This is a genomic window from Flavobacterium sp. Arc2, from assembly GCF_041431385.1.
GTDB lineage: Bacteria > Bacteroidota > Bacteroidia > Flavobacteriales > Flavobacteriaceae > Flavobacterium.
The window spans coordinates 59,336-72,235 of sequence record NZ_JASMRH010000007.1 but is presented as its reverse complement, the minus strand read 5'-3'; the positions used below and the strand labels follow the sequence as shown (position 1 = coordinate 72,235).

At 31.9% G+C, this 12,900-nt stretch carries 12 protein-coding genes; 2 read left to right on the top strand and 10 right to left on the bottom strand.

The genetic code is table 11. The features are described from left to right. Positions 1-354: 354 nt before the first annotated feature. Entirely contained in the window at positions 355-939 is a 585-nt protein-coding gene (locus QO182_RS06345) for a fasciclin domain-containing protein (protein WP_371537180.1), read from the top strand. Positions 940-1,422: 483 nt separating this feature from the next. Here QO182_RS06345 and QO182_RS06340 read toward each other — a convergent pair whose 3' ends face one another. The 10 genes from QO182_RS06340 to QO182_RS06295 form a co-directional block, all read right to left on the bottom strand. Then, on the bottom strand, positions 1,423-2,085 hold the full coding sequence (locus QO182_RS06340) for a hypothetical protein (protein WP_371560555.1): 663 nt from the start codon (positions 2,083-2,085) through the stop codon (positions 1,423-1,425). Between the two features lie 188 nt (positions 2,086-2,273). Continuing rightward, complete coding sequence (locus QO182_RS06335; RefSeq protein WP_371560553.1) at positions 2,274-3,008, bottom strand: LytR/AlgR family response regulator transcription factor; 735 nt, start codon at positions 3,006-3,008, stop codon at positions 2,274-2,276. 21 nt (positions 3,009-3,029) lie between these two features. Next, positions 3,030-4,037, bottom strand: coding sequence for a hypothetical protein (locus QO182_RS06330; RefSeq protein ID WP_371560551.1), 1,008 nt, complete (start codon positions 4,035-4,037; stop codon positions 3,030-3,032). Positions 4,038-4,045: 8 nt separating this feature from the next. Next, complete coding sequence (locus QO182_RS06325) at positions 4,046-4,645, bottom strand: YbhB/YbcL family Raf kinase inhibitor-like protein (RefSeq protein WP_371560549.1); 600 nt, start codon at positions 4,643-4,645, stop codon at positions 4,046-4,048. Further along, positions 4,645-5,961 carry a YHYH protein gene (locus tag QO182_RS06320; protein WP_371560547.1) on the bottom strand — a complete coding sequence of 439 codons (1,317 nt, stop codon included), beginning with the start codon at positions 5,959-5,961 and terminating at the stop codon, positions 4,645-4,647. Before QO182_RS06320 ends, QO182_RS06325 begins: the two co-directional genes overlap by 1 nt. Positions 5,962-6,021: 60 nt before the next feature. After that, positions 6,022-7,059, bottom strand: a complete 1,038-nt coding sequence (locus tag QO182_RS06315) for a sensor histidine kinase (protein WP_371560545.1) — start codon at positions 7,057-7,059, stop codon at positions 6,022-6,024. Positions 7,060-7,065: 6 nt separating this feature from the next. Next, complete coding sequence (locus QO182_RS06310; RefSeq protein ID WP_371560543.1) at positions 7,066-8,286, bottom strand: ABC transporter permease; 1,221 nt, start codon at positions 8,284-8,286, stop codon at positions 7,066-7,068. A gap of 2 nt (positions 8,287-8,288) precedes the next feature. Then, entirely contained in the window at positions 8,289-9,032 is a 744-nt protein-coding gene (locus QO182_RS06305; protein WP_371537202.1) for an ABC transporter ATP-binding protein, read from the bottom strand. 10 nt (positions 9,033-9,042) lie between these two features. Further along, positions 9,043-10,239, bottom strand: a complete 1,197-nt coding sequence (locus QO182_RS06300) for an efflux RND transporter periplasmic adaptor subunit (RefSeq protein WP_371560542.1) — start codon at positions 10,237-10,239, stop codon at positions 9,043-9,045. Positions 10,240-10,249: 10 nt separating this feature from the next. After that, positions 10,250-11,566 carry a TolC family protein gene (locus QO182_RS06295; RefSeq protein ID WP_371560540.1) on the bottom strand — a complete coding sequence of 439 codons (1,317 nt, stop codon included), beginning with the start codon at positions 11,564-11,566 and terminating at the stop codon, positions 10,250-10,252. A 507-nt stretch (positions 11,567-12,073) separates the two neighbouring features. On the opposite strand from QO182_RS06295, the gene QO182_RS06290 reads away from it, so the two are divergent. Next, the gene (locus tag QO182_RS06290; RefSeq protein ID WP_371560538.1) at positions 12,074-12,733 is read left to right on the top strand and encodes a toxin-antitoxin system YwqK family antitoxin; all 660 of its coding nucleotides are present in this window, start codon (positions 12,074-12,076) and stop codon (positions 12,731-12,733) included. The last annotated feature ends 167 nt before the right edge of the window (positions 12,734-12,900 follow it).

Here is a 12,900-nt window from a genome sequence, read left to right as displayed (position 1 = left end):
AGCACTATTAATACTGGTGCCGATTAGCTAATTGGCAACTTTAATCCATACCTCAATCCTATAAAATTACCCGTAACAGGATTTTATGAAATAACTAAGTTTCTATCTATACCTCCTAATAAAAAAATCGCTAAAAATAGAAATGAAGCAAGAAAAAGCAGAGATACCTCTACGTATATTAAATTGATAGATTTTGGCTTAAAGTAAGTTTATAGTAATAATACAAGAAAAAAAGCATTACTTACTCTCTTTTAATTTTACGTTTTGTTTAATTAATTGTTAAAAATAATGAACAAATAGTATAAATGCTTATCTTTGAATATCTTAATTAATTTTAAACTAAAAAAAGTAACTATGAAATTAGCAAAAACAATTAGTGCATTCGTATTAGTGGGAGTAATCACTGCTTCTTGTGGTCAAAAAAAAGAAGCTGAGTCTGTAGAGGTTGTTGATTCAACTTCAGTAGCAATGGACACGCCTGTAGTTGTTGAAACACCAAACATTGTAGGTGTAGCAGCTGCAAATGCAGATTTCTCGACGCTTGTAACAGCAGTAAAAGCAGCAGGATTAGTAGAAACATTAAGCGGAGAAGGTCCATTTACAGTTTTTGCACCAAATGACGCTGCATTTGCAAAACTACCAGCAGGGACCGTAGAAGGCTTACTGAAACCAGAAAATGTAGATAAGCTGAAAGCAGTGTTGACGTATCATGTTGTAGCAGGAAAATTTGACGCTGCAACAGTAATTGATGCAATTAACAAAAATAATGGAAAATACAGTGTTACAACTGTTCAAGGAGGGACTATTGTTCTAAGCTTGAAGGACGGAAAAGTGATGTTGACAGATGCAAATGGTGGAACTGCAACAGTGGTTCTTGCTGATGTAGCTGCTTCAAATGGAGTTATTCATGCAATTGATACCGTGGTTATGCCAAAATAAGGTTTTAACTTCTTATTTTAAAAACCGTTGCAGTATTGTAACGGTTTTTTTATGCATACTCACGAACAAAAGTTTAATATCACTCACAAAAATTCTAGACACAACTAACTTGACGGTATATAGTAAACACCACAATAGAAGACTGGATAATATCTTATATCGGGTAGATTTTAAATAATGGGCAAATACAGGTTGAAAGAACCAAGATGTAAAGCTTAAAATTTTATTTTAAAATTTGTGTCGCTCGTATACTTGCCATTCCTTTTTATAGCGCTATAATCAATGTCAATAAGAACGTTTAAAAAATCCTTACAAAAAAACCTCAACATATTACTATACTGATACTTACACCCTATTTCTATTATTACAAACCCCGTGATTTAGAGTTGAGCCATTCCTAAACCATCATGCGCTTCTTAGATGCTAAATTGATTAGAGATTATTTTTTGAAGATATTTAAATTTTTGAAGTTTTTAAAATACACTAATCCAATTCCAGCTTTAATTTAGTGATTAATGTACTGGTTTTACCACGTAAGGTTTTGACGTTATTTAATTGAATTTGGGTTTGTAATATGCGATCAATAATACTATTTTGGTATTCTTTATTGGCAAGTAAACCTATATAATCAGATTTAGTTCCCATTTTTTTTATTCTTTCATATTTTAATTTTCCATCAGGGAACTTATCTGCTAATGAGATATAATTTACTAAAACAGGCTTAATCCGATTAGTAACTATGGCTTGTATTTTCTCATTTTGTTCTTTATACAGCAAAATTTTATTTGGGTACAAAATAATCAAATCTTTTAAATCGTTTTTTTCGATAAATTCGAATTTCGTAGTACTAACAATCGAATTTATTGAATTGTCTAATAGATTCACATCTTTATCAAATAAATTGATAATGGTGTCTTTTGCTCCCTGTGTTATTTCACTTGGATTTTTACCAACATAATTTAAAGTGTTTTCTAAATAAGTTATTTTTTGAGGGTACTCATCAATTAAACCATCTAGTAAACGCAAGTTTGTATGCAATTCCTCGTTTAAATTAGCGTAGATTTTCTTTTGTACTATGTTATTTTTTCGAATATCATTTAACTCATTTATTTTCCATGCGATTGATATACCAATTACAATAAGCACTATTTCGCCTAAAGCATAAACCAGATACGACTTGAACTTTCCTAAGGCGATTAAATTCCTTCTTACTTACGGAACAATTTCATCTATAATTTTTTATTAAAAGAAGTTGAACCTTCATTAAATTTATACTCTAGTAAACTACTGTAAATCGCTTTACATGAATACCATAAACTAAAAAGTATGAAAGATTATATATTTAGGGAATTTGAATTTATAAAGTCTAAAAACTTACTCTTATATTGATCTGCAATTGTAATACGTTGATTATTTATTACGATTTGACTACGCTCAACAACCTCAATATTTTTTAGAGCCACAATAAAAGAACGATGCACTCTCATAAATTGAGTTTCAGGTAATTCTTCTTGCAAAGATTTTAAACTCATAAGTGTTAATATAGGTTTTGGATTATCTTTTAACCATATCTTTATGTAATCTTTAAGACCTTCAAAATAAAGGACATCTGCTAATTTAATCCGCAATTGTTTGTATTCAGATTTTACGAATAGAAATTCTTTTTCTACTGGAAGATCATTGTGCTGTTTTCCCTTTACGAGTTCAAACCAAGTATTGGCTTTATTCGATGCAGCTAAAAATTCAGCATAATCAAACGGTTTTAATAAATAATCTAAAGCCTCTACTTTAAATCCTTCTAATGCATATTGATCAAAAGCAGTGGTGAAAATTATGCGGGTTTCTTTAGGTAGCATTTTAGAAAATTCAATCCCTGACAAATCAGGCATTTGAATATCTAAAAACAATAAATCTACTGGAGTTGTTTTTAAAAACTCCAGCGCTTCAATAGCACTACTGCACTTTTTTTTAAGCACTAAAAAAGGGGTTTTATCAACATAACTTTCGACTAAATTAAGAGCCATGGGTTCATCATCTACAATAACACAGCTAATTTTTAAGTTGCTCATAATTTACGTTGTTTTCTATTTTTATTTCACTGTATATCTAACAATTACTTCATTATCTAATATTACATTAGTTGACCAAATAAACTTAGCATCATTTGCAGTAGTATCAAAAATATCAGTAAAATTAGTATACGAAGGTTTATTATCAACTCCTATAGTTTGATTTGAAAATTCTGTCGCATTAGGCCATTCGCTGTCATCAAATGCTGCAGTTTGCCAATCTGAAGGTGTTTTCCAATGTAAAGCATAATAAGTTGTTCCATCATCAGAATCTTCTGTATTACAATTTTCGCTTAATCTTAAAGTCCCTTTTTCAGTAGCACAAGATAAATCTTTTAGAGGAGCCGTATAGAATGTTTGTGCTTTCCAATTTGAATTAGTTGTGGCAATGATTTCATTTTTAGCATCTTTAAAAACCGCAACCATTCCACCATCACCTGGATGAAATGCTTTTCCCCTATTATTCTCAGAACCTAAACCACTATTTTCTTCCCAATCGACTAATTTCATGGCAATTGTAAAAGGTTTTTTTACCTTAAAACGGACAATGTTAGAATTAAATTCTGTAAAAGGTACATTATCTTTTCCTACTGGAGTACCATTAATGTACATTTCAAAATAGTTATCGGCAAATACAAAAGCGGTTATGATTTCTCCATCAGCATCAATTTCAACTATGTCTGATCCGTCCAAAGCTTTTAGTGCTTCATCAGCTGACTTAAATTCCACTTTAGTACAAGGATTGTATAAATCAGATGCAAATGGAAAATCAGTATTCGAAAAATTCACTTCTGCCGGAACAGTCCAAACGCTACCATCAAGTGCCGTAGCTTTTCCAATAGGTGCTTTACGACCACGATCACATTCAAATATGTTTTTTGTTAGTATTTCAGCAGGTCCTTGAGATACATTTGCCGTACCTTTATATTGTTCTATATTCGTTTGAACTGCTTTCGTTCCATTCTTGCAAGCAGCAAGAGAAAGAAGCGCCAAAATAAGTACTGGAGTTATCTTTTGTATATTTTTCATATCGTAAATTATTTAGTATCTATAAATGTCAAAGTTGTTCTGTCAATAATTTTTGTTTTACCAATAGCGTTCATAAATACATTGTAATCAACCTCTACAGAGTGATGCGTAGGTAAAGAACTAGGCGTTTCGGCTAAGGCATAAAGCGCAATAATATAGGTGTGTTTGCCTTTTCCTTGTGAACACGGAGAAGTATAGGATATAGCATTGCCGTCTTTGTTAGCGCCCATATACCAAGTACCGCTTTTTGCCATTTTGTACGGAATCTCAGTAATTTCCGGACTAATATTCCATAACAGTAAATAAGAATTTATTTCAGTTTTATCGTCTTTTTTAGGATAATGATACATGACAACAGCTAGCGATTTTGTGCCTTCGGGAACATTTTTCCAAGATAATGGTATTGAATTTTCTACACCATTTACCTTCTCTTCACATTTAAAAGCATCTAATAAAATGCCATGATCTACCGCAGTACTAGATAGAGTGAAATTAGGATGTATGGTTTTGAAATCATCATGATTTACTTTAGTCAAATCTGTCCTATTATTTTTACAAGAAAAAACAGAGAGGATTAAAAGTGGTCCTATAAATTTTAATATTCTCATTATTTTCTGGGTTTGTAGTTTTCAATTGTTGAGGTACCATTTGGATTTATAAATTCATAGGTATAATTGTTTGAGCTGTCCCATTTATATTTTATGATGTAATCCTCCGAATTTAAGCGGTAAGTTAAAGCATACGAATTAGTACCTAAGGATTTGAAATCAGTTATTTCAGCTCCTCTTAAAGGTCTTAAGGCAGGTCTAAGTTCATGTGTTCTTGGTTGTGGTAAAACTTGATTTTCAGGAGCTTTTGTATTTGGGTCTAAGTTCACTTCACCTCTCATGCCAGCAATAAAATAAGGATACTCTTTAATAGTGTGGTACTCATAAGAACCATTAGCATTCATTTTACCTAAATATTCATCTAATTTTTCAGTTGTTTCACCATATACTGGAAAGCCATCGACAGCATAAGCAATGGGATTTCCTGCTCCAACTTGTTTTTGTAAATGCACAGGAGGCAAATGATAATGATAGTCATCCGCGCGGCCACAATGTCCGCCCCATTTGTCTAATTCACCAATGGCATTTGCATCTTCACCTCTGTTATTTAAAGGGTTAAAAATCGGGATTCCATTTACAGCAACTGCAATGGCACCTTTGAGTAAATTGGTTTTTGTAGATAGCGGATTTGCAGCCATTTTTGGATGCAACGGTATTGCCCAACTATTTTCGCCAGTATAGTTTTGATTAATTGGCACTTGTTGTTGCCAATTTGTTATTCCTACCATCATCTCATGATTAGGCAAACCATTGGATGAAATATATAGATAGTTATTATCTGAATGAGTTGTAACTCCCTCAAATTTTTCAAAAAAAGATTGCATCAAGGAAACATTATTTGAAGGAACGTTTAGAGTGGTCGTTTTAATGGAACTACCATTTTTGCACGAAACGAATAAAATCAAGCAAGCACCAATAAAACCATACGATAAATGAATTATTTTTTTTAGTTTAATCAATTGAATAATGGAGAGTAACAGCAGGATAGAACCTAAAAGTATCAGTGCCCATTTTGAATATGAAATTGTATCCAAGTCTGTGTTTTGTGTATTATTCAAAGAATAAATTAATTCGGTTCTAGTCTGGATATATTTTTGGTCTTCATTAGAAAAGTCTGAAATGAGATAGGCTTTAATATTATGATTGCCGTCCAGAAGCCAAACTTTATTATTTTCATATTTTATAAAGTCTGCACTTATTTGTTCATTTGTAGAAGTTACTTTCCATGTTTTTAGTGAGACTCCATGTCCACCTTCATGTGCAAAGAGATTACTATTTATTAGAAAAAAAGCTACAATTAAAATTAAATTTTTCATATATCATATTTTAATATTTCTGTTTTCAATCTGTTTTTTCTAAATTTAAATTGTTTATTATTAAGAAGTTTCTATTTCTAAAGTTACTAAAAAATAATTATTCTTTATTGTAGTATCAAAAATATGTTTGTTAGGATAAAGTAATTCTAGTCGTTTCTTTAAATTTGGTAACCCAATACCAGAACCACTTTTATCATCTGTTCTTTTAGGAAAATTATCATTTTCAATTATAAATAATACTTTCTTATTTTCTATAGTCATATTTATAGAAATCTGACTTTCTTTGCTAGCGGAAACTCCATGTTTAAAAGCATTTTCTATTAACGATATGAATAACAATGGGGCTAATTGAATTCCTGTTTCTTTTGTGGGAAAATTATAATTTACAATTATTTTATCTGAAACGCGCAACTTCATTAAATCGATAAACCTTTTCATAAAATCGATTTCTTTAGAAAGTGGCACCAGCTCCATATTTGTTTCATACAACATATAACGCATTAGTTTGCTCAAGCTATGAATTGTTTTTTTAGCTTGCTCAGGAGAAGTGTCTACAAGAGAATAAATATTATTCAATGAATTAAAAAAGAAATGTGGCTGTAACTGATAATGCAAATGCTGCAACTCTGATTCTAATTTAATATTAGCTGCTTCTTTACTTTCAGCTTCTTTTTTTGTTAATCTATTAGTCGTTTTTACCGCTACAGAGAAAAGAACTGAAGCTAAGTACGGTAACATTTGCATATAAATAAATAATTGAAAAGGCGGCCCCCCTTCCCCGTCCTTGTTCACTGGCTTATCCCGTATAAGCTCTTGAAAAAAAGCAATTTCGTTTTGCTCTTTTAAAAATATAAAAGCCACAATTAATAAAACGTTGATACTAATAAACTCTATGTTTTTTTTAGCAAACAGAAATCGATTAATTAAAAGGAAATAGTTTGTATAAAAAATTATCGCATAAAATACTAATGGAACCCAAAAATGTGCTATAATTCTATTGACGCCTTCTTGTTGTGATGTCAATAGATATGGCATGCTAAACAGAAATATCCAAACTAGCAAATGCGAAGCGATTGTTATTTTTTTATTATTTTTCATAATTGTTTACTCGTAACGTAAAGCGGTTATTGGGTCTAAAGCTGCTGCTTTTTTTGCAGGATACCATCCAAAGAATATTCCGGTTACAGCACATACTATGAATGAAATTACTATTGAATACAAAGCAACACTTGTGGGCCAATTTAAGAATTTTTCGATAAAAACAGTAGCACCAAGTCCTAACATTACTCCTAAGACTCCTCCTGTTATGCTTATTAGTATAGCTTCAATTAAAAATTGCATTAAAATATCAGACCCTCTTGCCCCTACTGCCATTCGTAAACCAATTTCTTTAGTACGTTCTTTTACCGAAACATACGTAATATTCATTATTCCGATACCACCAATTAACAATGAAATACTAGCTATTGCGACTAAAAGCACCGTTAGCATTTCACTTGTAGAACTAAAGGTCGAAATCAATTCTTCCATAGAACGTACATTAAAATCGTCTTCTGCGGTTTCTGCTAACTTGTGTTGAGAACGCATAATTTCGCTCACTTGAATCACAGCTTGAGGAGCCTCTTCTTCACTCACAGCTGAGGCAACAATAGATTCCAAAAAATCTATTGCTAAAATTCTTTTTTGTACGGTTGTATAAGGTGCAATAACTACGTCATCTTGATCTTGTCCAAAAGTATTTTCTCCTTTTTCTTCTAATACTCCTATGACTGTAAACGGAATATTATTGAAACGAATCATCTGTCCAATTGGATCTTGACCATTTGGAAATATATTATCTACAACCGTTTGACCAATCAAAGCTACTTTAGAAGCAGACTGCACTTCGGCATCTGTGAACATACTCCCGCTTTGTAATTCTGTTATTTTAATTTCTAAATAATCTTGATTCACACCGTAAATTGTAGACGGCCAGTTATTCGATCCGTTTATAACTTGACCACCCCCGTTTACCAAAGGAGAAATATAGGTCAATAAGGTAGCTTCTTTTTTTAGGGCTAAATAGTCTTTTAGTTTTAGAGTCTCCATAGCACTACGTTCTTGTCGCACTCCTCCACGTACATCAGTTCCGGGTCTAATGGTAATCATATTGGACCCCATACTTGAAATAGTCGAACGTATACTTTCTTTTGAACCTTCACCAATAGCCAACATTGCAATTACTGAGGCGACTCCAATAATTATTCCTAACATAGTAAGCAAAGTCCTTGTTTTATTTAGAACAATAGCTTTAGTAGCGATTTTTAGTAAATTTAATAGTCTCATAATTAATCGTCTTGTTTAGGTAATTTTGCAAGTTGCTCAGCAGCAGATTGTATATTTTCATTTTTATAATCTTGCGTAATATGCCCGTCTTTTAATACAATTGTTCTACCACTAAATGTGGCAATGTCTGGTTCGTGTGTTACAAAAGCAATCGTAATTCCTTGTTTGTTTAGATCTTGAAACAAGGTCATAATTTCATAAGATGTCCTTGTATCCAAATTTCCTGTTGCTTCATCTGCAAGTATCATAACCGGATTATTAACCAACGATCTTGCAATAGCTACACGTTGTTGCTGTCCCCCCGAAAGTTGCGAAGGGGTATGATCCATTCGATCTGCTAAACCAACCATCTCTAAGGCTTTAATGGCTCTTTTTCTGCGTTCATCAGTAGAAACCTTACTGTTGTATAAAAGTGGTAATTCTACATTTTCAATAGCAGATGTTCTAGCCAATAAATTATAGGATTGAAAAATAAATCCAATCTTTTCATTTCTTATAGTTGCCAGCTGATCTCTACTGAGGTCCTTTACTTTTACTCCATCAATTTCATAAATCCCAGATGTAGGCTGATCTAAACAGCCTAAAATATTTAGCAACGTACTTTTACCAGAACCACTAGACCCCATTATTGTGACAAATTCGCCTTCATTTATGGTAAACGAAATGCCTCTCAACGCATGAACCGTTTCGGTTCCCATAATAAACTCTCGTTTTAAATCTTCTATTTTAATAATTTCTTTACTCATGATGATTTACTTATTTTTTACCAGCTCCTGGTGGTTTTTGCATAAAAGGACTTTCACTTGCACCTTGTTTTGCTACTTTTTCTGTCGTTTCTTTTAGGCTATATACTAGTTTATCTCCTTTACTGATACCGCTTAAAACTTGTACATTTACGCCATCACTGGCACCCAAGCTAACTGTTTTTGGACTTAAGGAACTATCAGAATTCAACACCCAAACTGTACGAGCGTTATCTGCTTGTTTGATTGTTCTGATAGGTAAATTATGTTGTACATTGTAACTTGATAACACCGCATCTTCGGGCTTAAAATTAAAAGCTTTAGCTTCAATACTTAACACATCCTTAAGTTCTAGTGTGTAAATAGAAATAGTTGCTGTTAGTCCTGGTTTTAATTTTAAATCTGGATTATCAGCTTTAATAACCACCGTATAGGTTACTACATTTGATGTTACTGTAGGATCTAAACGAACTTGCGTTACAACTCCATCAAAAACTTTACCTATGTAAGCATCTACAGTAAACTCAACACGTTGTCCTTCTTTTACTTGACCTATATCTGCTTCATCTACATCTGCTTCTACTTGCATTTCTTTTAAATCTTTTGCAATAATAAATAAGGTTGGTGTACTTAAACTTGCTGCTACTGTTTGTCCTTCATCAATAGCTCTAGACAATATAACGCCATCAATTGGCGAATAAATATTGGCATAGCTTAAATTTGTTTTTGCTTTTTGTAAGTCTGATAAACGTTGCGTTACCGTACCTTTTGCCGTTTGATAGTTATATTGGGCATCATCAAAATCTGATTTGCTAATCACCTGATTGTCAAACAAAGTTTTTTGTCTGTCATAAATAGTTTTGGTGTAAAACCTTTGGCTCACCGCATTATCATAAGCTGCCTGCGCTAGTGATAAAGAGGAATTAAGATTTGTTTTATCTAACTCTGCAATTAGCTGACCTGCTTTTACTACACTGTTGTAATCCACGTAGATTTTTTCTACCACTCCAGAAACCTGTGTCCCCACCTCTACTTGTATAATAGGTTCAACGGTTCCAGTTGCAGTTACCCTTGTGGTTACATTTTCAGTTTTTGCCTCAACAGTTTTTGCTTCGATAAGCAAATTATCATCGGTTTTAAAAATGGTGTACCCAATACCAATCAAAATTACTAATGCGATACCTGCTATGATTATTTTCTTTTTATTCATTTTTTTAATATTAAAGTTTGATGTCGTTTCCTTGATAGAATTGCAATAGTTGATAGTATAAAATATTTAAATATTTAGCTTGTAAATAATTCTGTTCTGCATTTGTAAATGTGTTTTGGCTAATCACTAAATCTGTAGTACTTAGCGCTCCCAATTCATATTTTTTTTGCGCCAGCTTATACGACTGGGTAGCGGCTTCTTTTGAAGCCGTTGCAGCAACAACCTGTTCTTGTGCTGAAATAGCATTTTGATAAGCTGTTTCAACTTTTTTATACACTTCTTTAACAACAGTTTGCTTTTGAATTTCTGCTTTTTCGATATTAATTGATGCAGTTTGTACAGCAGCTTTTGTTTGGTTTCTATTAAAAATGGGAACACTTAGTGACAAACCTATTTTTTGATTAAAATTCAAGTTCAATTGATCTGTGAAATTACTATCATTAATACTCGTATACCCAGAACCTATACTACTTGCAAGTGATAATGTGGGCAAGTAACCTCCTTTTGCAATGTCTAATTCCTTTTTATTTACTGCAATATTTGTATTGCTTGAACTTATTTCTGGCAAATAATTCAAAGCTTTATTGTAAATATCCATTTTATCAAATCCTGCACTCATTAAAGAATTACTTTGATCTGAAATTTCAAAATCTTCTGTCGGAGGCAGTTCTAATAACTGTTTTAATGTTATTAAATATTGTTGGTACGTGTTTTTGGACGTAATCAAATTATATTTATTTGTCGCTGATTGACTTTGTGCTTCGGTATAATCATTTAAAGCAATCGATCCCGCATCAAATCTTGATTTTGCTCGTAGCACTTCTTTTTCTGAAGCAGCCAAATTATTTTTGGCAATTACAATCCCCTCTTTATTATACAAGGCTTGCAAATATGTTTGAAGAATGCTAATCACAATATTGTTTTTAGCTTCTTCTTCTAAAAAAGTATTTTGCTCAACAACTAATTTATTTTGCTTGATACGATTGTTAATTTGGTTTCCTTGAAACAGCGTCATTGAGCTGTTAATCCCTAAATTAGTATTGTAAATTTGATCCGTTACATAACTACTCGTAATAGGATCAATGGCATTCCCATTAGAGAAATTTTGAGAGGCACTACCAAATAAATTAGGCAAACGCGATGATTTTGCTTTACTATAATCAACCTCTGCAATACTTGTATTCAAAGAAGCTTCCTTTATTGTTATATTGTTTTCTAGAGCATAAGTGATGCAATCCTGTAAAGACCATACTTTCTCGCTTGGCTTTTCTTGAGCAAAACTAAATTCTAAAAAGAAAAGGCTAATCACTAAAATATATACTTTCATTTTATAAATGTTTAATTTTTAAAAAACAAAGGTCAAACTAATTCCATCGTTAATAAATCGAAATAGAAGTTTGCCTAAAGTTCCTATAAGATTTGTATGATTTCATAGACGAAAAAGCAGTCAAGGAACAAGCATATATAACTACTTCTAATTTACAATGCTTGCTTTTGTACATTACCTATAATGAATAAGAAAGAAAACGAAGCGTTTTTATCTAGGCAACTCCTAAAAAAGAATTTGGAGAACTTGAATACTGTCTTACTCCTCATAAATATAATTGCTAAACCAGCTATATCCAAGGCACTCAACTCTCGTGCTAAAAGGGCACATTATTCAAGATAATGATAATCATCTAAATAATATTAAAACACTGAAAAACAATATATTGTACGTTTATAAAAAATAAAAAAACCTTTTGATAGTTTATGTTCTTTTATTTTTACCTTAGCTAGTGTAATAATTTATAACTCTTGGCATTTATTCTAGTATAACGTTACCGAAAAAATTATGAAAAAACTTTTCCTTATAATTATAACCTCTTTGACATTCATTTCTTGCACGATACAAAAAGACTTTTATCAAAATGGAAAGCTAAAAGCTCAAGGAAAAATTACCAATGAAATAAAAAATGGAAAATGGAAACATTTCTATGATAACGGAAATCTATTTCAAATAGGAAAATACTCGAATGGAGAGAAAACTGGCAAATGGGAAATATTTCAAGAGAATGGTAATCGGGAAGCTATTGGAACTTTCATAGAGGGCAAGAAGCATGGAATATGGAAATCATATCATACTAATGGTACAATTTATACAGAAACAGAATGGGATAATGGAAAGTTAACTAGCATCATATCTCGTTACGATGAAGAAGGTCACAAAGTTGATAAAGATACTTTTACCAATGAAAATGAAGTAATGAACTTATATAATATTGACAGAAATTTAAATTTTATTATTCACGGAATTGATAATAAAATACCACAAGAATATTTGAATTTTAAAGAGAAATATGGAATTGGGCTGATCATAGAGAATTGCGCAATCGACCCTTTTTCCTTTAGAAGAGCGTCTAAAAATAATCAGATGATTTCAGAATATTTAAATAAAAAATATGGAGAGAAATGGCAGGATGAATTACCAGTCAAACCTTACGGAATTAAATAAAAAACTTTAGACATAACTGTATAAAATAGTTAGATGAAGCACCTTATGGATTCTCTTAAATTTGTGCTGATAAATCGGCTTAAAAAACAAAATAAAACCACCAAATAATTCGCAGAAACAGAAAAATAGAAACTTATTTTCATTTTTAATTCCACTTTGAATCTCAT